Origin of the sequence: Variovorax endophyticus (genome assembly GCF_025376855.1) — a bacterium.
Lineage (GTDB): Bacteria > Pseudomonadota > Gammaproteobacteria > Burkholderiales > Burkholderiaceae_C > Variovorax.
On sequence record NZ_JAHUTH010000004.1, the window covers coordinates 202,048 to 224,718 of the forward strand.

Sequence of the window (22,671 nt, forward strand, 5' to 3'; positions counted from 1 at the left end):
ATCAGGCGGCCAGCAGCTGCCGCAGCACGAAGGGCAGGATGCCGCCGTGCTTGTAGTAGTCGACCTCGATCGGCGTGTCGATGCGCAGGCGCACCGTCACCTCCTGGTGCGTGCCGTCGGGGCGGTGCACGACCAGCTTCACGTCCATCTGCGGCTTGAGCTCGCCGCCGATCACCACATCGATCTGCTCGTCGCCCGTGAGGCCCAGCGTCTGCCAGGAATCGGCGCCGCGGAACTGCAGCGGCAGCACGCCCATGCCGACCAGGTTGGCGCGGTGGATGCGCTCGAAGCTGCGCGCCACCACGGCCTTGATGCCCAAGAGCTGCGTGCCCTTGGCGGCCCAGTCGCGCGACGAGCCGGTGCCGTACTCCTCGCCGCCGAACACCACCGTGGGCGTGCCCTGGGCGATGTACTTCATGGCCGCGTCGTAGATGAACATCTTCTCGTTGCCGGGCTGGAACAGCGTGACGCCGCCCTCTTCCTGCGTGCCGTTGGCGTCCGGCGGAATCATCAGGTTCTTGATGCGCACGTTGGCGAAGGTGCCGCGCATCATCACGTCGTGGTTGCCGCGGCGCGAGCCGTAGCTGTTGAAGTCGGCCTTGGGCACGCCGTGCGCCTTGAGCCAGATGCCCGCGGGCGAGCTTTCCTTGATCGAGCCGGCCGGCGAGATGTGGTCGGTGGTGATCGAGTCGCCGAACAGCGCCATGATGCGCGCGCCCTTGAAGCCCGCGTCCGCGGCATGCGGTTTCATCTTGAAGCCCTCGAAGAACGGCGGCTCGGCGATGTAGGTCGAGGTGGGCCAGTCGTAGACCTGGCCCGTGGTGCCCTTGATGCTGCTCCAGAACTTGCCCGGGTCGGTCTTGACCTTGTCGTAGTTGGCGCGGAACGACTTGGCGTTCATCGCATAGCGCAGGTTCTCGTCGATCTCCTTCGGCGTGGGCCAGATGTCGCCGAGGTAGACGTCCTTGCCGCCCTTGCCCTTGCCCACCGGCTGGGTCATCAGGTCGACCATCACGTTGCCCGCGATCGCGAAGGCCACCACCAGCGGCGGCGAGGCCAGGAAGTTGGCCTTGAGGTTCGGATGGATGCGCGCCTCGAAGTTGCGGTTGCCCGAGAGCACGGCCGCGCCGATCAGGTCGTTCTTCGTGATGATCTCGTTGATCTCGGGCGTGAGGTCGCCCGCGTTGCCGATGCAGGTGGTGCAGCCGTAGCCCGCGAGATAGAAGCCCAGCTTCTCGAGGTAGGGCAGCAGGCCGGCCTTCTCGAGGTACTCGGTCACGATGCGCGAGCCGGGCGCCAGCGAGGTCTTGACGTGCGGCTTGACCGAGAGGCCGGCTTCCACCGCCTTCTTGGCCAGCAGGCCCGCGGCCAGCATCACGCTCGGGTTCGAGGTGTTGGTGCACGAGGTGATCGCGGCGATCAGCACGTCGCCGTTGCCGATGGTCACCTCGCCCTTGGATTTGGACGGCGCCGCCGGCGCGGTGGCGCTCACGTGCGCGGCCGCCTTGGTCGTGCGGTTGGCCACCATCTCGACCAGGTCGCGCGGCGCGCCCGGGGCGGGCGCGGCGGTTTCCTCGTCGTTGCCGGCACCGGCCGGCGCGAGCGGATAGCGCAGCTTGAGCTTGTCGGCCGGCTGGTTGAAGCCGTTGGCGTCGTTGGGCTTGCTGTAGAGCTCCGAGAACTTGGTCGACAGGTGGCCCAGGTCGATGCGGTCCTGCGGCCGCTTCGGGCCCGCCAGGCTCGGCGAGACGGTGCCGAGGTCCAGGCGCACGACCTTGGTGTAGTCGATGTCGCCGGGGTTGGGCATGCCGAACAGGCCCTGCGCCTTGTAGTAGGCCTCGAAGCGCTCGACCTCCTCCTTGGTGCGGCCCGTGCCCTCGAAGTAGGCGACGGTCATCTCGTCGACCGGGAAGAAGCCCATGGTGGCGCCGTACTCGGGCGCCATGTTGCCGATGGTGGCGCGGTCGGGCACGGCGATCGAGGCGGCGCCCGGACCGAAGAACTCGACGAACTTGCCCACCACCTTCTCGGCGCGCAGGATCGAGGTGACGTAGAGCACCAGGTCGGTGGCGGTCACGCCCTCGCGCAGCTTGCCGGTGAGCTCGAAGCCCACCACGTCGGGCGTGAGCATGTAGACCGGCTGGCCGAGCATCGCGGCCTCGGCCTCGATGCCGCCCACGCCCCAGCCGACCACGCCCACGCCGTTGATCATGGTCGTGTGGCTGTCGGTGCCGACCAGCGAGTCGGGGTAGTAGACCGGGACGTCGCCCTTATCGTTCGGGTTCGAGTAGACGCCGCGCGCGAAGTACTCGAGGTTGACCTGGTGCACGATGCCGAAGCCGGGCGGCACGACACGGAAGGTGTCGAAGGCCTGCATGCCCCACTTCATGAACTGGTAGCGCTCGTTGTTGCGCTGGAACTCGAGCTTCATGTTGAGGTCGAGCGCCTTGGGCGTGCCGTAGTAGTCGACCATCACCGAGTGGTCGACCACCAGATCGACCGGCACCAGCGGCTCGATGGTCTTGGGCGACTTGCCGAGCTTGGCGGCCACGCTGCGCATGGCGGCCAGGTCGGCCAGCAGCGGCACGCCGGTGAAGTCCTGCAGCACCACGCGGGTCACGACGAAGGGGATCTCGTCGGTGCGCTCGGCGTTCGGCGCCCAGTGGGCCAGTTCCTCGACATGCTTGGCCGACACCTTCTGGCCGTCGCAGTTGCGCAGCACCGACTCGAGCACGATGCGGATCGACACCGGCAGCCGCTCGACGCTCGGGTGCTGCTTGGCCAGTTCCTTGAGGGACCAGTACTTGCCGGCCTTGCCCGATGCGGTCTTGAAGGTCTTGAGGGTGGACGCAAAGGCGTGAGCCGGTGCTTTGGCCATGTGTGGGACTCCTTGGGGAATGTGTTCGTGAAGCGCCTCAAAGGTTAGCAGGGATGAATGTCAATTGCTGTAGTCAGGCATCGCTTCGGAAGGCCACCGAAGGCTATGGCCGCCATTGACAAAAAGCCCTCTCGAGCGGCCATGAAAAAGGCGCCCCGCGGGCGCCTCGACGGCATGCGGACGGAAGGCGTTCAGGCCAGTGCCATCCGGGCCGCCGGCCGGCTCGCGCGCAGTCCGCTCCATTGCAACTCGGCCAGCACCAGCACGCAGACCGCCTGCGCCAGCACCCAGGCCACGCCCAGGGCCGTCACCGGGAACAGGCCGCCGGCCAGCAAGGCGGCGCAGCCCACGGCCCAGCCCAGGTTGCCGAGCATGACCACGCCGATCAGCGTGCGCGGCGGGGTGGCGCGGCTGGCCATGAAGGCGGCGGCCGCCGCATAGGCCAGCAGGAACACCCCGGTGCCCAGCAGCAGCGCCGCCGGCAGGCCGGTGAGGCGGGCCAGGGTGTCGGTGAAAGCGACCTGCAGCGCGCCGGTGCCGGCGCAGGAGGCGGCGTCGGCCCACATCACGCGGGGCAGGAAACGTGGCGAGGCGAAGAGCGTGGAACGTGCGGTCATGAGGTTTCTCCTTCGGTTCGGGTGGTACGCCGCAAGACTGTCCTGCTGCGTTGGGGTCGATGATTCCGGGACCGGCGCACAGCGTCCATGACCTGCCAGGTCATGGCGACGCGCGGCCCGCGCGCCAGAATGCGGCCCCATGAACACCCCCCGCCCCCACCCCACGAAGCCCGGCCAGCCGGGCGCGCGCGATCCCTTCGGCGTGCACCTGCGGCACTGGCGCACGCACCGCCGCCTGAGCCAGCTCGACCTGGCGCAGGAGGCCGAGGTCTCGACCCGGCACCTGAGCTACGTGGAAACCGGCCGTGCCGCGCCCAGCCGCGAGATGGTGCTGCGGCTGGCCGAGCGGCTGGAGGTGCCGCTGCGCGAGCGCAACGCGCTACTGGTGGCCGCGGGCTTCGCGCCCATGTACCGCCAGCGCTCGCTCGACGACCCGGCCATGGCTTCGGCGCGCCGCGCGGTCGACCTGGTGCTCAAGGGCCACGAACCCTTCCCCGCGCTGGCGGTGGACCGCCACTGGAACCTGGTGGCCTACAACGCACTGGTGCCGCTGTTGATGGAAGGCGCGTCGGCCGAGCTGGTGACGCCGCCGGTCAACGTGCTGCGCCTGAGCCTGCGGCCCGACGGGCTGGCCTCGCGCATCGCCAACCTCGCGCAGTGGCGCGCCCACCTGCTCGAGCGGCTGCAGCAGCAGATCGCCGCCACCGGCGACCGCGTGCTGGTCGAGCTGCACGACGAGCTCGCGGCCTACCCCGTGCCCCACGTCGGCCACGACACCCCGCCCGCGGGCGGCGAGCTGTCGGGCGTGGTGGTGCCGTTCCAGCTCGTGACGCCCAACGGTGTGCTGAGCTTCATCAGCACCACCACCATCTTCGGCACGCCGGTCGACATCACGTTGCAGGAACTCGCGGTGGAGTCGTTCTTTCCGGCCGATGCGCAGACGGCGGCGGCCCTGACGGCGCTGGCTGCGCAGGCGAAGGCGCAGGCGGCTGCGGCGGGCTGAGCGCGCCCTCCCCCGCCTTGTCTTCGTCGCGCGCCTTCGGTCCCGGCACGTCGTCGACCTGGATCACCTTGTCGGCCGCGCGCAGATAGGCCAGCGCGAGCGCCGGATCGGCCGCCGTGCGGGCCGCGGCCTCGAGCGAGTTCGTGCGCCGCAGCACCTTGTTGAGCGCCGCGGTTTCCTCGCCGAGCCGGTCGCCCAGTTCCAGCGCGCTCATCAGGTCGCGCAGGCCGCCGGCCGCGGGCTCGCTGAGATCGGGCACCAGCCGCTCGACCACGCCGGGCCGGGTGCGCAGCGTCTCGGCCAGCGCCAGCAGCTGCACGTCGCGCAGCGGCGCCAGGTGCGCGGTGCGCCGCAGCACCAGCGCGCCGATGAAGCGCCGGCCCGGCGTGGGCAGGTTGGCATAGAGGTCGTGCAGGATCGCCGCCGCCTGGTCGAGCTGCACGCGTATCGCGGCCTGGGCGAAGGGCAGCATCTCGGGCGCCGCCTCCACGCCATAGCGCCACACGCAGGCGCTGGCGAGATAGAGGTGGGCCAGCACGTCGCCGAGCCGCGCCGACAGCAGCTCCATGCGCTTGAGCTTGCCGCCGAGCATGCCCATGGCCAGGTCGGCGGTGAGCGCGTACTTGGCGCTCATGCGCGCGATCAACCGGGCCTCGGGCGCCAGCGCCTCGGGCGGGCGGCCCAGCACCGGCGCGCCGAACAGGCTGTGCCAGAGGTTGCGCGCCACGTGCCCACCATGCGCCATCAGCGCCTTGCCGAGCGCGCTCTCGTCGTTGGCCTGCACCGCGGCCATCTCGTCGAGCACGTGCGGATGGCAGCGCACCGCGCCCTGGCCGAACACGATCAGCGCGCGCGTGAGGATGTTGGCGCCCTCCACCGTGATCGCGATCGGCGCCTGCCTATAGGCCACGCCCAGCAGGTTCGAGGGACCGGAGATGATGCCCTTGCCGCCGAGGATGTCCATGCCGTGATTGACCGCGCGCCGGCCGGCCTCGGTCAATTGCACCTTGAGGATCGCGCTCGCCACGCTGGGCCGCTCGCCGGCATCGAGCGCGCAGGCGGTGAAGCGGCGCGCGGCGTCGCTCGCATAGAGCTCGGCCGACATCTGCGCCACCAGCCCCGCCACCGCGTGGAACTTGCCCACCGGCAGGCCGAACTGCTCGCGGATGCGGCCATAGCCGTTGCTCACGAACAGCGCGGTCTGCTGCATCGCCGAGCCGAGCGCGGGCAGCGAGATGGCGCGGCCCGCGGCCAGGCACTCCATCAGCATGCGCCAGCCCTGGCCGACCTGCGGCTCGCCGCCGATCACCCAGTCCATCGGCACGAAGACCTGGTGGCCGTGGATGGGGCCGTTCATGAAGGCGCTGTCCATCGGGCGATGGCGCCGGCCGATCTCCATGCCCGCGTGCGGCACCGGGATCAGCGCGCAGGTGATGCCGAGGTCGCGCTGGCCCTCGGGCCGGCTCTCGTCGACCGCGTGGAAGGCCAGGCCGACCACGGTAGCCACGGGCGCCAGCGTGATGTAGCGCTTGTCGAAATCGACCAGGAAGCCGCGCGTTGGCCGGCCCTCGAACTCGCGCTCCACCAGCACGCCGCGGTCGGGGATCGAGGCGGCATCGGAGCCCGCGTAGGGCGAGGTCAGGCCGAAGCACGGCAGCTCGCGGCCATCGGCCAGGCGCGGCAGGTAGTGCTGCTTCTGGCCGTCGGTGCCGTAGCGCAGCAGCAGCTCGGCTGGGCCGAGCGAGTTGGGCACCATCACCGTGACCGCCGTCGCGACGTTGACGGTGGCGATGCGCGCCACCACCGTGGCATGCGCATGGTGGCCGAAGCCCAGGCCGCCGAACTCCTCGGGAATGATCATTCCGAAGAAGCGCTGCTCGCGCAGGTAGCGCCACACCTCGGGCGGCAGGTCCTTCGCTTCGTCGATCGCATGGTCGTCGAGCATCGCGCACAGCGTGCGCACCTCGCGGTCGATGAAGGCCTGTTCGCGCTCGGTCAGGCGGTTGGGCCCGAAGGCGGCGAGCGCATCGAAATCGGGGCGGCCGGCGAACAGCTGGCCTTCGAAGCCGACGGTGCCCGCTTCGAGCGCGGCGCGTTCGGTGTCGCCCAACGGCGGCAACGCCTTCGAGAAAGGCTTCATGGCCCAGCGGCCGATCAACGAGGCCAGCGGCATGCGTGTCTCCTTCGCCGCGAGGCAGGCGCGCGGCGCTCTACCATGGTGCGACCGGGGCGGCCCGGGGCCGGCCGGCCGAGGACGACCGCGCGTGTCGGAGACGGGCTTGCATTGCCGGCGCGCGCGGCGCCGCGCGGCTCAGCGCCGCTTCGGCGCCTGCTGCCCGGCCGGTGCCGCCGGTGCGGGCGCCGCTGCCGGCGCGGCCGCAGCAGCCGCCGGATCGCGCCAGCCGTATTCGACATAGCGCCGGATCACCAGGCAGCCCGGCGGCGAATCGATCAGCGACACCGACGAGGTCGGCTCCTTGTCGTCGGTGTAGACCGTGTAGACCGGCAGCAGCTTGGTCGCGCGGTAGTTCGGCAGTTCCTGCTGGGCGATGCTCGCGCAGGTGAAGGGCGCCACCGAGATGCGCTCGGCCGCCACGGTGCAGGCGCCGCTGTCGTCGGGGATCGCGGTGATCGAACCCGCCACGCCGGCATTCGGGAACTCGATGCCGATCAGCGAGAACACCGGGCCGCTGTCGGGGCGCTTGCGGTCCCAGTCGAGCAGCACGTCGTGGCTGCGGCTGCCCTGCACGGTCAGCGAGGACAGCCGCGTGATCGCCGGCAGACAGCGCTTGACGCCCACGCTGGTGGCCGCGCGCGTGAGGGTGTCCTGCGGCGGCGCGGGCGGTGCCTGGGGCACGAGCACGCCCTGCGCGAAGGCTGTGGCCGCCAGGGTGCAGGCCGCGGCGCACGGCAGCAGACGAAGGAGAAGCGATGTCGGGGTCATGGGGGTCGTTCCGAAGTCGGCCGCGTTCAGGCGTAGAGCGCCTCGATCGCGGCGGTGTAGATGCGCACGTTCTCCTCGCCTTCGGGGTCCAGCCGCTCGAGCAGCGCCCGCGCGCGCTCGCGGTAGTTGGGCAGGTCGGCGTCGTGCTCGGCGAAGGCGCGCCGCAGCGCCCGGCCGCCGTCCTCGCAGTCGAAGCCCTGGTAGCGGTAGCCGCAGTCGCCGATCAGGTGCGAGTTGTGCACCAGCGGATAGCCGCCGTACAGCGCCTCGTAGTAGAGGTAGTTCTGGCCATTCTCCCAATGGTGCGCGAACACGCAGTCGACATTGGGCGGCACCACCTGGTAGACCGGGAAGCGCCCCTCGAACGAGGCCAGCCCGTGCTGCACCAGGTCCAGGCTCTGGGCGAAGCCGACGAACAGCGGCTTCTCGCGCAGGTGGAAGCTGTTGTAGACCCACAGGCGCTCGATCAGGTCGGGCTGCGCGCGGTGCGCCGCCTCGCAGCCCAGCATCGGGATGAAGCTGGTCTTCACCATGCAGATGTTGGGCTCGAAGATCGCCACGCGCCAGTGCCGGCGCCCGGGCTCGTAGGCGAAGGGCTTGCCGCCGCCGCTGCGCGCCAGCGCGCGCTCGAGCACCATCGGGCTCCACAGGTGCGGCATCAGGCGCACCGGCGTGCGGAACGCGGCCTCGAAATAGGGTTTGCAGGTGGCCTCGTACTCGGGCAGCGTCCAGACCTCGTGGTAGGGCGCGAGCGTCAGCAGCAGGCCATGCGGCTTGTCGAAGATCATGCGCTCGATGTCGATCACGTAGTCGTTGCCCACGCGCATCGACACGATCTTGCCGCCGCGCTCGCGGAAGGCCACGGCCCAGTCGCGCCCGAGCTGGGCGCTCATCTCGATCATCACGTCGAGTTCCTGCGCGGCGGTCGCCATGTCGATGATCGGCACCGGCGAATCGGCCAGGAAACCGGCCGCATCGGCCGGCGCGCCGTCGCCGCCGCCGGCCACGAGCACCGTGCTGGCCACGCGCGGCGAGCGCAGCAGCAGCATCACGAGGAACAGGCAGTTCTGGTAGACGCCGTTCTCCCACAGGCTCTGCTCGCCCTTGCGGATGAAGATCGAGACGCCGACGCGCAGCTTGCCGGGCATGGCGTTCATCGCGCGGCACCTCCGGCGCGGAAGTTCGCATCGCCGCCCACCAGTTGCAGCAGCCGTTGCGCATAGCCTTCGACGTTGGCGCTCGCCAGCGGATCGAGCGCGTCGAACACGCGCTGCGAGCGGGCCCTGTAGCCGTCGAGTTGCGCGTCGTGATGGCGCGCCGCGTTCAGCAGCTGCTCGACGCCGGCGCCGACCTCGAAGCCCGGGTAGTAATAGCCCGCGTCGCGCAGCCAGGGCGAGTTGTGCACCAGCGGGTAGTTGCCGTAGAGCGCGTCGAGGTAGCTGTAGTTCTGGTCGTTCTGCCACTGGTGCGACACCACCGCGTCGGCGTGCTGCACCATGAAGCCCGCGAAGTCGTGCCGGCCATGGAAGATCGCCTTGTGCTCGCGCACGATGTCGAGCGAGTTCGCGAGGTAGAGCATGGTCGGGTGGTCCTTCATGTGCAGCGTGTTGAGCGCATGCATCCAGCTCACCGCCTTCGGATCGGCGCGGTAGGCGCCGTCGCAGATCAGCATCGGCAGGGTGCCGGCCTTCACCACCGAGATGTTGGGTTCGAAGATAGCGACCCGGAAGCCCGGCTGCTCGGCCGTGCGCGGCACGTAGCCGAAGCGGAAGCCCGCCGCCTCGACCTCGGCCACGCGCTGCGCGAGGAACTCGGGGGACCAGAGGTAGGGCACCACGTGCACCGGGCAGCGGTTGTACACGCGCATCATCGGCGCGAAGGTTTCGTCCTTGGGCAGCAGCCAGACCTCGTCGCAGCGGTCGGGCCGGCTGAAGTGCCCCTTGTCGGAGAACACGATCGGCTCGGCCAGCGAAACGAAGGGCTGGCCCACGCAATGGAACACCACGCGCCCGCCGCGCGCCCGGAAATACGACAGCCACGAGACCTCGAGCGCGCCCGCCATCTCGAACACCACGTCGAGCGCATCGGTGAGCTCGCGCGCCCGGCCGATCGCGAGCCCGCGGGCGGCGAGGTCGACCTGCGGCGGCATCACCGACTGGTCGCCCGCGTCGATCAGCGTGACCGACTCGACGAAAGGGATCTGCTGCAGCAGCCGGGCCAGGAACAGCACGTTCTGCCCCATGCCGTTCTCCCAGATGTTCTGGCCGGCGTGGGTGAGGACTGAAATACCGATGCGCATGGGCGATGAGTGTCCCTCAAAAAAGGAAGGCCCCCGCACCCTGGGGCGCGGGAGCCTTCGCGGGGGCTTTTCTCTCCCTGTGACTTACTTCCACTTCCAGCCGATGCCGGCGTTGATGCCCCATTCCTTGCCCGTGGTCGAGAGGCCCGCGCCCCAGGACATCTTGCCGTCGTCCGACAGCGCCTTGAAGGTCAGCGCCACCGCGCTGTAGCCCTTGTAGCTGCCGAAGCCCACGCCCACGGTCTTCTCGCCGGGGTAGAGGGTCGGCAGGTAGGTGCCCGACATCGCGAACGCCATCGCCGTGCCCGAGTAGGCCACGCGCGCCACGTCGCCGATCTGGTTGCGCACGTCGTTCAGCTGCTGCACGTTGACCGCGTCGCCCGGCAGGATGCCCGGTGCCACGTTGCTGATGCGCGTGCCGCCCGCCGCCTGGCCGGCGCCCAGCGTGATCTGGTTGTAGTTGACCGACCCGTCGGGGTTGGTCTCGTACTGCACGCTGCTGGCCTTCGAAGCCGCCGAGGCCGCCTTGAGCTGCGCCACGTTGGTGGCGTCGCTGTCGGCCGAGCCCGCGGCCACGCCGGTGATCTGGCGGAACTGGCCGTTGGCCGCATCGCCGACCGACACCGCGCCCTGCGTGCTGGTGGTGGCCTTGATCGCCGCCTCCTGCGCCGCGGTGGCGCTGCCTGGCACGTAGCCGGCCACGCCCGCGCCCCTGGAGGCCACCGAGCCCGAGCCCAGGGCCACGCCGCCGGTCTGCTGGACCACCGCGTTGAAGCCGACGGCCGTGCCGTTCGAGACGTTGGGCGCCGCGCTCCTCGAGGTGCCGCCCGCGTCCGCGCTGTCGCCGATCGCCACGCCCTTGCCGCCCGCGCTGGCGCCCGCACCGATCGCCTGCGAACCGGTGGCCAGTGCCCCGCTGCCGATCGCGATCGCGTTCGTGCCCGTGGCCTGCGCCCCGAAGCCCACCGCCACCGCGCCGTCGGCCGTCGCCTTCGCGCCGTTGCCCGCGGCAAAGGAGTTCGCGCCGCTGGCCACCGATTGCGGCCCGATCGCCACCGACTCCTGGCCGGTGGCCTGCGAGTCGCCTGCGGTCGAGTTGGCGTGGAAGTACTTCGTGCCGTTGTTGTAGATGTTGGTGACGGTGCTGTTGGTGGTGCTCAGGCCGGTCGACAGGCTGCTCACGCCGCTGACGGAACTGCTGATGCCGGTCGAAAGGCTGTTCAGGTTGCTGTTCGTCGTGCTCAGCCCGCTCGACAGGCTGCCGATGCCGCTGGTGACGGTGCTCAGGCCGGTCGAGGTCGAGGTCGACAGGCTCGCGACATTGCTGTTCGTCGTGCTCAGGCCCGTCGACAGGCTGCCGATGTTGCTGGTCGCGGTGCTCAGCCCGGTCGACAGGCTGCCGATGCTGCTCGTGGCCGTGCTCAGACCGGTCGAGGTCGATGTCGACAGGCTGTTGATGCTGCTGGTCGCCGTGCTCAAGCCCGTCGACGTCGAGGTCGACAAGCTGTTGATGCTGCTCGTGGCCGTGCTCAGGCCGGTCGAAGTCGACGTCGACAGGCTGTTGATGCTGCTCGTCGCCGTGCTCAGGCCGCTCGAGGTGGACGTCGACAGGCTGTTGATGCCACTCGTCGCAGTGCTCAGGCCGCTCGACGTGGAGGTCGACAGGCTGCTGACGGTGCTGTTCGTCGTGCTCAGGCCGATCGACAGGCTGCCGATGCCGCTGCTGACGGTGCTCAGGCCGACCGACAGGCTGCCGATGGAACTGGTCGCCGTGCTCAGGCCGGTGGAGGTCGAGGTCGAGAGGCTGTCGATGTTGCTGGTGGCGGTGCTGAGGCCGGTCGACGTGGAGGTCGAGAGGCTGCCGATCGAGCTCGTTGCGGTGCTGAGGCCGGTCGACGTCGACGTCGAGAGGCTGCTGACGCCGCTGGTGGCGGTGCTCAGACCGGTGGACAGGCTGTCGATGCTGCTCGTGGCGGTGCTGAGGCCGGTCGACGTGGACGTCGACAGGCTGCCGATGGAACTCGTCGCAGTGCTCAGACCCGTGGACGTCGAAGTCGACAGGCTACCGATCGCGCTGGTGGCAGTGCTCAGACCGGTCGAGGTCGAAGTGGACAAGCTGTCGATGGAGCTCGTCGCCGTGCTCAACCCGGTGGACGTCGAGGTCGAGAGGCTGCCGATGCTGCTCGTGGCGGTGCTCAGGCCCGTCGAAGTGGACGTGGACAGGCTACCGATCGAGCTCGTCGCCGTGCTCAAGCCAGTCGACGTGGAGGTCGAAAGGCTGCCGATGCTGCTAGTCGCCGTGCTCAGACCGGTCGACGTCGACGTGGACAAGCTACCGATCGAACTCGTCGCCGTGCTGAGGCCGGTAGACGTCGAGGTCGAGAGGCTGCCGATGGAACTCGTCGCAGTGCTCAAGCCCGTGGAGGTCGAGGTCGACAGGCTGTCGATGCTGCTCGTGGCGGTGCTCAGACCCGTGGAGGTCGAAGTCGACAAACTGCCGATGGAGCTCGTCGCCGTGCTCAAGCCGGTCGACGTGGAGGTCGAGAGGCTGCCGATAGAACTCGTCGCAGTGCTCAAGCCCGTCGAAGTGGACGTGGACAGGCTACCGATCGAACTCGTCGCCGTGCTGAGGCCGGTAGACGTCGAGGTCGAAAGGCTGCCGATCGAGCTCGTTGCCGTGCTCAAACCGGTCGACGTGGACGTCGACAGGCTGCCGATAGAGCTGGTGGCCGTGCTCAGACCGGTCGAGGTCGATGTGGACAAGCTACCGATCGAACTCGTTGCGGTGCTCAAGCCAGTCGACGTCGAAGTCGAGAGGCTATCGATACTGCTCGTCGCGGTGCTCAGACCCGTCGACGTGGAGGTCGACAGGCTATCGATGCTGCTCGTCGCAGTGCTCAAGCCGGTGGAGGTCGAGGTCGACAGACTATCGATGCTGCTGGTTGCGGTGCTCAGGCCCGTCGATGTGGACGTGGACAGGCTGCCGATCGAACTCGTTGCCGTGCTCAGGCCAGTCGACGTCGAGGTCGACAGACTATCGATGCTGCTGGTTGCGGTGCTCAGCCCCGTGGAAGTCGAGGTGGACAGGCTACCAATGCTGCTCGTCGCAGTACTCAGACCCGTCGAGGTCGACGTGGACAGACTACCAATGGAGCTCGTTGCAGTGCTGAGGCCAGTCGACGTCGAGGTCGAAAGACTGTCGATGCTGCTCGTCGCAGTGCTCAGACCCGTCGAAGTCGACGTGGACAGGCTGCCGATCGAACTCGTTGCCGTGCTCAGACCAGTCGACGTCGAAGTCGAGAGGCTATCGATGCTGCTCGTCGCGGTACTCAGGCCCGTAGAGGTCGAGGTGGACAGGCTGCCGATCGAACTCGTTGCCGTGCTCAGACCAGTCGACGTCGAAGTCGAGAGGCTATCGATGCTGCTCGTCGCGGTGCTCAGACCCGTCGAAGTCGACGTGGACAGGCTTGCGATCGAACTCGTTGCTGTGCTGAGGCCAGTCGAAGTCGATGTCGACAAGCTACCAATGGAACTCGTCGCAGTGCTCAAGCCGGTGGAGGTCGAGGTGGACAGGCTACCGATGGAACTCGTGGCCGTGCTCAAGCCCGTGGAAGTCGAGGTCGACAGGCTGCCGATCGAGCTCGTTGCCGTGCTGAGGCCAGTCGAAGTCGATGTCGACAAGCTATCGATGCTGCTGGTCGCCGTACTCAGCCCCGTCGAAGTCGAGGTCGAGAGGCTGCCGATGGAACTCGTTGCCGTGCTCAGGCCCGTGGAGGTCGAGGTCGACAGGCTACCGATGGAACTCGTCGCAGTGCTCAGACCCGTGGAGGTCGAAGTCGACAAGCTGTCGATGCTGCTCGTGGCAGTGCTCAGACCCGTCGACGTGGAGGTCGACAGGCTGCCGATCGAACTCGTTGCTGTGCTGAGGCCAGTCGAAGTCGATGTCGACAAGCTATCGATGCTGCTGGTCGCGGTGCTCAGGCCCGTAGAGGTCGAGGTGGACAGGCTACCGATCGAGCTCGTTGCCGTGCTCAGACCAGTCGACGTCGAAGTCGAGAGGCTATCGATGCTGCTCGTCGCGGTGCTCAGGCCCGTAGATGTCGAGGTGGACAGGCTACCGATCGAGCTCGTTGCCGTGCTCAGGCCAGTCGACGTGGAGGTCGACAGGCTATCGATGCTGCTGGTCGCGGTGCTCAGGCCCGTGGAGGTCGAGGTGGACAGGCTACCGATGGAACTCGTTGCCGTGCTCAGACCAGTCGACGTCGAGGTCGACAAGCTACCAATGGAACTCGTCGCAGTGCTCAAGCCGGTGGAGGTCGAGGTGGACAGGCTACCGATGGAACTCGTGGCCGTGCTCAAGCCCGTGGAAGTCGAGGTCGACAGGCTGCCGATCGAGCTCGTTGCCGTGCTGAGGCCAGTCGAAGTCGATGTCGACAAGCTATCGATGCTGCTGGTCGCCGTGCTCAGACCAGTCGACGTCGAAGTCGAGAGGCTATCGATGCTGCTCGTCGCGGTACTCAGGCCCGTAGAGGTCGACGTGGACAGGCTACCGATGGAACTCGTGGCCGTGCTCAGACCGGTCGACGTGGACGTCGACAGACTACCGATCGAACTCGTCGCGGTGCTCAACCCCGTGGAGGTCGAAGTCGACAGGCTGTCGATAGAGCTCGTTGCCGTGCTCAGACCCGTCGACGTGGAGGTCGACAGGCTGTCGATGCTACTGGTCGCCGTGCTCAATCCGGTCGACGTCGATGTGGACAGGCTGCCAATCGAGCTCGTTGCCGTACTCAGTCCAGTCGACGTCGAGGTCGACAAGCTGTCGATGCTGCTCGTCGCGGTGCTCAGACCCGTGGAGGTTGAGGTGGACAGGCTACCGATCGAGCTCGTTGCCGTGCTCAGGCCAGTCGAAGTGGATGTCGACAAGCTATCGATGCTGCTGGTCGCAGTGCTCAGACCCGTCGAGGTCGAAGTCGAGAGGCTATCGATGCTGCTCGTCGCAGTACTCAGGCCCGTAGAGGTCGAGGTGGACAGGCTACCGATGGAGCTCGTGGCCGTGCTCAAGCCCGTGGAAGTCGAGGTCGACAGGCTGCCGATCGAGCTCGTTGCCGTGCTGAGGCCAGTCGAAGTCGATGTCGACAAGCTATCGATGCTGCTGGTCGCCGTACTCAGCCCCGTCGAAGTCGAGGTCGAGAGGCTGCCGATGGAACTCGTTGCCGTGCTCAGGCCCGTGGAGGTCGAGGTCGACAGGCTACCGATGGAACTCGTCGCAGTGCTCAGACCCGTGGAGGTCGAAGTCGACAAGCTGTCGATGCTGCTCGTGGCGGTGCTCAGACCCGTCGACGTGGAGGTCGACAGACTACCGATGGAACTCGTCGCCGTGCTCAAACCGGTCGACGTCGAAGTCGACAAGCTATCGATGCTGCTCGTGGCAGTGCTCAGACCCGTCGACGTGGAGGTCGACAGGCTGCCGATCGAACTCGTTGCGGTGCTCAGGCCGGTAGAGGTCGACGTGGACAGGCTGCCGATCGAGCTCGTTGCCGTGCTCAAACCAGTCGACGTCGAGGTCGAGAGGCTATCGATGCTGCTCGTCGCCGTGCTCAAACCCGTGGAGGTCGAAGTCGACAGGCTGCCAATGCTGCTCGTAGCGGTGCTCAGCCCCGTCGAGGTCGAGGTGGACAAGCTGCCGATGGAACTCGTTGCCGTGCTGAGGCCGGTGGATGTCGAGGTCGACAAGCTGTCGATGGAACTCGTCGCAGTGCTCAAGCCGGTCGAGGTCGAGGTAGACAGGCTGCCAATCGAGCTCGTTGCCGTGCTCAGACCTGTCGACGTGGAGGTCGACAGGCTGTCAATGGAGCTCGCTGCAGTGCTGAGGCCAGTCGACGTCGAGGTGGACAGGCTACCAATGCTGCTGGTGGCAGTGCTCAGGCCAGTAGACGTCGATGTGGACAGGCTACCGATCGAGCTCGTTGCCGTGCTCAGGCCAGTCGAAGTGGATGTCGACAGGCTATCGATGCTGCTCGTCGCAGTGCTCAGGCCCGTCGAGGTAGAAGTCGACAGGCTGCCGATGGAGCTCGTCGCCGTACTCAAGCCGGTCGATGTCGAGGTCGACAAGCTATCGATGCTGCTTGTCGCGGTGCTCAGACCTGTCGAGGTCGACGTGGACAGGCTGCCGATCGAGCTCGTTGCGGTGCTCAAGCCAGTCGACGTCGAAGTCGAGAGGCTATCGATACTGCTCGTCGCGGTGCTCAGGCCCGTAGAGGTCGAGGTGGACAGGCTGCCGATCGAGCTCGTTGCGGTGCTTAAGCCAGTCGACGTCGAAGTCGAGAGGCTATCGATGCTGCTCGTCGCCGTACTCAAGCCGGTCGATGTCGAGGTCGACAAGCTATCGATGCTGCTTGTCGCGGTGCTCAGACCTGTCGAGGTCGACGTGGACAGGCTGCCGATCGAGCTCGTTGCCGTGCTCAAACCAGTCGACGTCGAGGTCGACAGGCTATCGATGCTGCTGGTTGCGGTGCTCAGCCCCGTGGAAGTCGAGGTGGACAGGCTGCCAATGCTGCTCGTAGCGGTGCTCAGACCCGTCGAAGTCGAGGTGGACAAGCTGCCGATGGAGCTCGTTGCCGTGCTCAGGCCGGTGGACGTCGAGGTCGAGAGGCTATCGATGCTGCTTGTCGCGGTGCTCAGACCCGTCGACGTAGAGGTCGACAGGCTGCCGATCGAACTCGTTGCCGTGCTCAAGCCAGTCGACGTCGAGGTCGACAGGCTATCGATGCTGCTGGTCGCTGTGCTCAGGCCCGTGGAGGTCGAGGTGGACAGGCTGCCGATCGAGCTCGTTGTGGTGCTCAAGCCAGTCGACGTCGAAGTCGAGAGGCTATCGATACTGCTCGTCGCTGTGCTCAGACCCGTCGACGTGGAGGTCGACAGGCTGCCAATGGAGCTCGTCGCCGTGCTGAGGCCAGTCGACGTCGAAGTCGAGAGGCTATCGATGCTGCTAGTCGCGGTGCTCAAACCCGTCGAAGTCGACGTGGACAGGCTGCCGATGGAACTCGTGGTCGTGCTCAAACCGGTCGACGTCGAGGTCGAGAGGCTGTCGATGCTGCTGGTTGCAGTGCTCAGGCCCGTGGAGGTCGACGTGGACAGGCTGCCGATGGAACTCGTCGCAGTGCTCAGACCCGTGGAGGTCGAGGTAGACAGGCTATCGATGCTGCTCGTGGCGGTGCTCAGACCCGTCGAAGTCGACGTGGACAAGCTGCCGATGGAACTCGTTGCCGTACTCAAGCCCGTCGAGGTGGACGTCGACAAGCTGCCGATGGAGCTCGTGGCCGTGCTCAAACCCGTGGACGTCGAGGTCGAGAGGCTACCGATCGAGCTCGTGGCCGTGCTCAAACCGGTGGAACTGGAAGTCGACAAGCTCGACACGCTGCTGTTCGTCGTGCTCAGGCCCGACGACAGGCTGCCAATGCTGCTGGTCGTGGTGCTCAGTCCTGTCGACAGGCCATCGATCCGGCTGTTCGCCGTGCTCAAGCCGGTAGACGTCGATGTGGACAGGCTGCCGATGCTGCTCGTGGCCGTGCTCAGACCCGTCGACGTGGAGGTCGACAGGCTGCCGATCGAACTCGTTGCCGTGCTCAAGCCAGTCGACGTCGAAGTCGACAGGCTGCCGATGGAACTCGTGGCCGTGCTCAGACCCGTCGAGGTGGAGGCCGACAGGCTGCCGATGCTGCTGGTCGCGGTGCTCAAGCCCGTGGACGTCGACGTCGAGAGGCTACCGATCGAGCTCGTTGCGGTGCTCAAACCGGTGGAACTGGAAGTCGACAAGCTCGACACGCTGCTGTTCGTCGTGCTCAGGCCCGACGACAGGCTGCCAATGCTGCTGGTCGTGGTGCTCAGTCCTGTCGACAGGCCATCGATCCGGCTGTTCGCCGTGCTCAAGCCGGTAGACGTCGATGTGGACAGGCTGCCGATGCTGCTCGTGGCCGTGCTCAGACCCGTCGACGTGGAGGTCGACAGGCTGCCGATGGAACTCGTTGCCGTGCTCAAACCGGTCGACGTCGAGGTCGAGAGGCTGCCAATACTGCTCGTCGCGCTACTCAGGCCCGTGGAGGTCGAGGTGGACAGGCTACCGATGCTGCTCGTTGCAGTGCTCAGACCCGTGGAGGTCGAAGTCGACAGGCTGCTGATGGAACTCGTGGCCGTGCTCAGACCCGTCGAGGTGGAGGTCGACAGGCTGCCGATGCTGCTGGTCGCGGTGCTCAAGCCCGTGGACGTCGACGTCGAGAGGCTACCGATCGAGCTCGTTGCGGTGCTCAAACCGGTGGAACTGGAAGTCGACAAGCTCGACACGCTGCTGTTCGTCGTGCTCAGGCCCGACGACAGGCTGCCAATGCTGCTGGTCGTGGTGCTCAGTCCTGTCGACAGGCCATCGATCCGGCTGTTCGCCGTGCTCAAGCCCGTAGACGTCGATGTGGACAGGCTGCCAATGCTGCTCGTGGCCGTGCTCAGACCGGTAGAGGTCGACGTGGACAGGCTGCCGATCGAGCTCGTTGCCGTGCTCAAGCCAGTCGACGTCGAAGTCGACAAGCTGCCGATCGAACTCGTTGCCGTGCTCAGACCGGTCGACGTCGATGTGGACAGGCTGCCAATCGAACTTGTCGCAGTGCTCAGGCCAGTGGACGTCGAAGTCGACAGGCTCGACACGTTGCTATTCGTCGTGCTCAGACCCGACGACAAGCTACCGATTGAGCTCGTGGCGGTGCTCAGTCCGGTGGAGGCCGAGGTCGACAGGCTGCCGATCGAGCTGGTTGCAGTGCTCAGGCCTGTCGAGGTCGACGTGGACAAGCTGCCGATGCTGCTCGTGGCCGTGCTCAAGCCGGTGGAAGTCGAGGTAGACAGACTACCGATGCTGCTGGCCGCGGTACTGAGACCCGTCGATGTCGATGTCGACAGACTCGACACGCTGCTGTTCGTCGTACTCAAACCCGATGACAAGCTGCCGATGCTGCTGGTGGCCGTGCTCAGGCCCGTGGACGTCGACGTGGAGAGGCTGCCAATCGAGCTCGTTGCCGTGCTCAGGCCCGTCGAAGTCGACGTCGAGAGGCTACCGATGGAGCTCGTGGCGGTGCTAAGCCCCGTGGATGTCGAAGTCGACAAGCTGGACACACTGCTGTTCGTCGTGCTCAGACCCGACGACAGGCTGCCGATGGAGCTGGTCGCGGTACTCAGGCCTGTCGAAGTGGACGTCGAGAGGCTACCGATCGAACTCGCCGCAGTGCTCAGGCCGGTCGAAGTCGAGGTCGACAGGCTGCCGATGCTGCTCGTGGCCGTGCTCAAGCCGGTGGACGTCGAAGTCGACAAGCTGGACACGCTGCTGTTCGTCGTGCTCAAGCCCGACGACAGGCTGCCGATGCTGCTGGTCGTGGTGCTCAGTCCGGTCGACAGGCCATCGATGCGGCTGTTTGCCGTACTCAATCCGGTGGAAGTCGACGTGGAGAGGCTGCCGATGGAACTGGTCGCGGTGCTCAACCCTGTCGATGTCGAGGTCGACAGGCTCGACACGCGGCTGTTCGTCGTGCTCAGACCCGACGACAGGCTTCCGATGCTGCTCGTCGCAGTGCTCAGGCCCGTCGAGGTCGAGGTCGACAGGCTGCCGATGGCGCTGGTCGCCGTGCTCAATCCAGTCGATGTCGAAGTCGACAAGCTCGAAACGCTGCTGTTCGTCGTGCTCAGACCCGACGACAGGCTGCCGATGCTGCTCGTCGCAGTGCTCAGGCCCGTCGAGGTCGAGGTCGACAGGCTGCCGATGGCGCTGGTCGCCGTGCTCAATCCAGTCGATGTCGAAGTCGACAAGCTCGAAACGCTGCTGTTCGTCGTGCTCAGACCCGACGACAGGCTGCCGATACTGCTCGTGGCCGTGCTCAGGCCCGTCGAGGTCGAGGTCGACAGGCTGCCGATGGAACTGGTCGCCGTGCTCAACCCGGTCGACGTCGAAGTCGACAGGCTCGACACGCTGCTGTTCGTCGTACTCAGACCCGACGACAGGCTGCCGATGCTGCTCGTGGCCGTGCTCAGGCCCGTCGAGGTGGAGGTCGACAGGCTGCTGATGGAACTGGTGGCGGTGCTCAGCCCTGTCGATGTCGAGGTCGACAGGCTCGACACCCGGCTGTTCGTCGTGCTCAGGCCCGACGACAGGCTGCCGATGCTGCTGGCGGTCGTGCTCATGCCCGTGCTCAGCTGCGCCACCGTCACGGCGTCCTGCAGCGCCGCACCATCGGCCACGTTGGTGATGCGCCGCAGGGCCGACGACGAGCCCACCGAGACTTCGGAGGCGGGTGCGTTGGTGCCGGTGAGGAAGCCGTTGCCGGTCGGCGCCTTGGCGCCCGTCACGCTGCCCGCGCCCAGCGCGACGCTGTTGGCATAAGCGGCGTTGGCGCCCGTGCCCATCGACACCGCGTTCGAGCCCAGGCTGATCGCGTTGGCGCCGAAGGCGATCGCCGCATCGGTGACCGACAGGTCCGCCGACTTGACGACGGCACCGTTGCCGATCGCGATGCTGCGGGTGGTCCGGTCGTCGGTCGTTGCATTGCCGCCGATCGCGATCGAGGCGTTCTGCGGCGCCACCCCGATCTGGTCGGCGGATGCGCCGGTACCCAGCGCGATGCTGCCGCCCCAGCTGTTCGCGTTCGTGCCGATCGCGATGGTGTTGACGTCGGTGTTCGAGCCGATGGCGGCGTTCTTGCCGATGGCGATGGCGCCGTCCGCGATGGAACGCGCGTTGGTGCCAAGCGCCAGCGAGTCGGCACCCGTGGCGATCGACACGGTGCCGATCGCCACGGCGTTGGCAGCCACGGCATTGGCGGTGTTGCCGATGGCGACGCTGCCCGTGTTGCCGGCAGCCGCGTCGCGCCCGAGCGCCACGCTTCTGTTGCCGAATGCATTGGCGGCGGTGCCCAAGGCCGTGGCAGAAGATCCGGTCGCTTGCGAGAACGTGCCGACCGCCACCCCTCCGGACTGATTGGCCGTGGAAAGGGCCCCAAGAGCCAGGCTGCTGCCTCCCAAGGCGTTCGCGCTATACCCCATGGCCAACGCGTTGTCGCCTGCGGTGGCGATCGCGCCGATCGCCACCCCCTGCGTCGCCAGGGCGCGGCTGTTGAGCCCGATCGCCGTCGAATTGAGGCCCTGGGCGCTGGCAGCCTGGCCGATGGCGGTGGAACTCATGCCAGCAGCGTTGGAGCCGGTTCCGATCGCGGTACCGAAGGTGTTGGCCCGTACGCCCGAACCGATCGCGACGCCTTCGGTGCCATAGGCATTCGCCACATTACCGATCGCCACGGTGCCGTTCGCGGTAGCGTTCGAGGTGCTGCCCAGCGCGATGGCGGCCGTGCCGATTGCATTGTTGGCGTTACCGACCGCGAGCGCTCCGGTCCCGTTGGCCGTGTTGTCGGCGCCCACGGCCACCGCTCCTGTGCCAGTGGCAGTGTTCGGATCGCCGATTGCCACCGCGCCGTCGCCTGTCGCCTTCTGATTGCGGCCGATCGCCACGGCGCCGCCGTTCGCACTGCCGCCGTTGGCCATGGTCCCGCTGGAGCCGATCGCCACGTTGCGGCCCGTCGCGCCGCTGGTCACGCCATCGCCCTGCGCGATGCCGAAGGCGCCGTTGACCACGGCGCCGCGTCCCACCGCGATGCCGGAGGTGGCGGCTGCCACGACCGAGGACTGCCCGCCGATGGCGATGCCGTCGGTCGCCGCCGAGGTGGCCACGCCGTTCGCGTTGCTGCCGATGGCGATCGAACCGTTGTTCGAAGCAAGGGAACCGTTGCCAGCCGCCAGCGAGTTCTGACCGGAGGCGGTCGCGCCGACGCCGAAGGCGGTGGCGCCATCCGCCGATGCCGTCGTGCCGTTGTTGCCGATCGCGAGCGTGTTCTTGCCCGACGCGGTGGTCTGGCCGCCGACGGCGGTCGAGTCCTGGCCCGTGGCCTTGGCGCTGGTGCCGATGGCGGTCGAATCGCCCAGGCTTGCAGCCGTGCCCGTGGCCAGCGCTCCGGAGCCGATCGCCAGGTTCGACGAGCCAAGGGCCGCCGCGTTGGCGTTCGGGCCGATCGCGATGGCCGATGGCCCCAGCGCATTGGCGGAGTAGCCGATCGCGAGGCTGGTACCGCCGCTGGCCACGGAGTTGTGACCCATCGCCACGCTGCTGATGCCGGAGGCGTTGGCCTGCAAGCCGAAGGCCGAGGCGAACTGCGCGGCAGTCGACCCCATGCCGTACATGCTGGCGCCCTTGCCCGTGGCTCTGGTAAACGACCCGAACAGCGTCACGCCCAGGAAGCCGCCACCGTTGGCCGAGCACCCGCCCACCACCGTCGAGTACACGCCGGAGCCGTCGACCGGATCGACCGTCGCTGGGTAGGCCTTGCCATCGGGGCCGGTGTTCGCACCCGTGTTGCAGGCGCCGTTCGGCGGTCCGACGATGTAGGCGTTCGCGCTCTCCATCAAACCGAAGGACGCCAGGGCGACGCTCAGCACGGCACCCGAGATCACGGCAGCCGAACTGCTGCGCTTGCCTCGGGCGGAAGTGATTTCCGAAGCAGCCACCCATGCACCGAGCGACTCATTCCAGATACTTCTATATGACTTGTTCATTGACTGCCAACTGCGTGTGGAATCTCGGGACCGGCGCGGGAGGTCCCGGAAAAAATGTGAAAGGGTCGTGCTTGACGCTCGTCGCCGAGATCTCAATCACCGCGCTGTTCACAAGAGCGGTGGAATGTACATACTTGTTTACATTCGAAATGCATCGAGAAAAATTGCTTGAAAAATTTCGATGATTTAGTTCACAGAACAGCGTGAAATTAACATTCACACTGATTAACAATTGTCTCCGGATAGTCTCTTGGCTGCGAAAACATAGAATCTCGATGCCAGCCAAGAACCAATGCC

11 protein-coding genes and 1 pseudogene are annotated in these 22,671 nt (G+C 67.1%); 4 read left to right on the plus strand and 8 right to left on the minus strand.

What is annotated here, in order from left to right:
- Window position 1: 1 nt before the first annotated feature.
- Both acnA and KV106_RS07465 read right to left on the minus strand, forming a co-directional pair.
- Window positions 2-2,878 carry an aconitate hydratase gene (gene acnA, locus KV106_RS07460; protein WP_057590683.1) on the minus strand — a complete coding sequence of 959 codons (2,877 nt, stop codon included), beginning with the start codon at window positions 2,876-2,878 and terminating at the stop codon, window positions 2-4.
- A gap of 191 nt (window positions 2,879-3,069) precedes the next feature.
- Window positions 3,070-3,495 (minus strand): hypothetical protein, encoded by a 426-nt coding sequence (locus KV106_RS07465; protein WP_261208631.1) that lies wholly within the window; start codon window positions 3,493-3,495, stop codon window positions 3,070-3,072.
- A gap of 139 nt (window positions 3,496-3,634) precedes the next feature.
- Here KV106_RS07465 and KV106_RS07470 point away from each other — a divergent pair, with 139 nt between their 5' ends.
- Window positions 3,635-4,498: a helix-turn-helix domain-containing protein gene (locus KV106_RS07470; RefSeq protein ID WP_261208632.1), complete on the plus strand. Its 864-nt coding sequence runs from the start codon at window positions 3,635-3,637 to the stop codon at window positions 4,496-4,498.
- Here the strand turns inward: KV106_RS07470 and KV106_RS07475 are convergent.
- The 5 genes from KV106_RS07475 to KV106_RS07495 form a co-directional block, all read right to left on the minus strand.
- A complete protein-coding gene (locus KV106_RS07475) occupies window positions 4,386-6,671 on the minus strand; it encodes an acyl-CoA dehydrogenase (RefSeq protein ID WP_261208634.1) in 2,286 nt (761 codons plus the stop codon). The two genes, KV106_RS07470 and KV106_RS07475, sit on opposite strands and share 113 nt — an antisense overlap.
- 138 nt (window positions 6,672-6,809) lie before the next feature.
- Entirely contained in the window at window positions 6,810-7,442 is a 633-nt protein-coding gene (locus tag KV106_RS07480; RefSeq protein ID WP_057597658.1) for a hypothetical protein, read from the minus strand.
- A gap of 26 nt (window positions 7,443-7,468) precedes the next feature.
- Window positions 7,469-8,599 (minus strand): DUF2827 domain-containing protein, encoded by a 1,131-nt coding sequence (locus KV106_RS07485; RefSeq protein WP_057597659.1) that lies wholly within the window; start codon window positions 8,597-8,599, stop codon window positions 7,469-7,471.
- Window positions 8,596-9,741, minus strand: a complete 1,146-nt coding sequence (locus KV106_RS07490; RefSeq protein ID WP_261208636.1) for a DUF2827 domain-containing protein — start codon at window positions 9,739-9,741, stop codon at window positions 8,596-8,598. Before KV106_RS07490 ends, KV106_RS07485 begins: the two co-directional genes overlap by 4 nt.
- Before the next feature lie 84 nt (window positions 9,742-9,825).
- Window positions 9,826-20,814 carry a YadA-like family protein gene (locus KV106_RS07495; protein WP_462982915.1) on the minus strand — a complete coding sequence of 3,663 codons (10,989 nt, stop codon included), beginning with the start codon at window positions 20,812-20,814 and terminating at the stop codon, window positions 9,826-9,828.
- Between KV106_RS07495 and KV106_RS40070 the strand changes: the two genes are divergently transcribed.
- From KV106_RS40070 to KV106_RS40080, 3 genes are all read left to right on the plus strand, one after another.
- A complete protein-coding gene (locus tag KV106_RS40070) occupies window positions 20,813-21,040 on the plus strand; it encodes a hypothetical protein (RefSeq protein ID WP_409976487.1) in 228 nt (75 codons plus the stop codon). The two genes, KV106_RS07495 and KV106_RS40070, sit on opposite strands and share 2 nt — an antisense overlap.
- Window positions 21,041-21,259: 219 nt before the next feature.
- Window positions 21,260-21,574, plus strand: a complete 315-nt coding sequence (locus tag KV106_RS40075; RefSeq protein ID WP_409976488.1) for a hypothetical protein — start codon at window positions 21,260-21,262, stop codon at window positions 21,572-21,574.
- 30 nt (window positions 21,575-21,604) lie between these two features.
- Complete coding sequence (locus tag KV106_RS40080) at window positions 21,605-21,871, plus strand: hypothetical protein (RefSeq protein ID WP_409976489.1); 267 nt, start codon at window positions 21,605-21,607, stop codon at window positions 21,869-21,871.
- 419 nt (window positions 21,872-22,290) lie between these two features.
- Here KV106_RS40080 and KV106_RS40085 read toward each other — a convergent pair.
- Window positions 22,291-22,374: pseudogene (locus KV106_RS40085) on the minus strand (ESPR domain-containing protein); the annotation flags it as partial.
- Between the last annotated feature and the right edge of the window lie 297 nt (window positions 22,375-22,671).

Excerpts from the sequence above, each read along its gene's own strand:
- KV106_RS07480 (WP_057597658.1), bottom strand. The coding sequence starts at position 7,442 with ATGACCCCGACATCGCTTCTCCTTCGTCTGCTGCCGTGCGCCGCGGCC.
- KV106_RS07475 (WP_261208634.1), bottom strand. The coding sequence starts at position 6,671 with ATGCCGCTGGCCTCGTTGATCGGCCGCTGGGCCATGAAGCCTTTCTCG.
- KV106_RS40070 (WP_409976487.1), top strand. The coding sequence starts at position 20,813 with ATGGCCAACGCGTTGTCGCCTGCGGTGGCGATCGCGCCGATCGCCACC.
- KV106_RS07490 (WP_261208636.1), bottom strand. The coding sequence starts at position 9,741 with ATGCGCATCGGTATTTCAGTCCTCACCCACGCCGGCCAGAACATCTGG.
- KV106_RS07465 (WP_261208631.1), bottom strand. The coding sequence starts at position 3,495 with ATGACCGCACGTTCCACGCTCTTCGCCTCGCCACGTTTCCTGCCCCGC.
- KV106_RS07485 (WP_057597659.1), bottom strand. The coding sequence starts at position 8,599 with ATGAACGCCATGCCCGGCAAGCTGCGCGTCGGCGTCTCGATCTTCATC.
- KV106_RS07470 (WP_261208632.1), top strand. The coding sequence starts at position 3,635 with ATGAACACCCCCCGCCCCCACCCCACGAAGCCCGGCCAGCCGGGCGCG.
- acnA (WP_057590683.1), bottom strand. The coding sequence starts at position 2,878 with ATGGCCAAAGCACCGGCTCACGCCTTTGCGTCCACCCTCAAGACCTTC.
- KV106_RS07495 (WP_462982915.1), bottom strand. The coding sequence starts at position 20,814 with ATGGGGTATAGCGCGAACGCCTTGGGAGGCAGCAGCCTGGCTCTTGGG.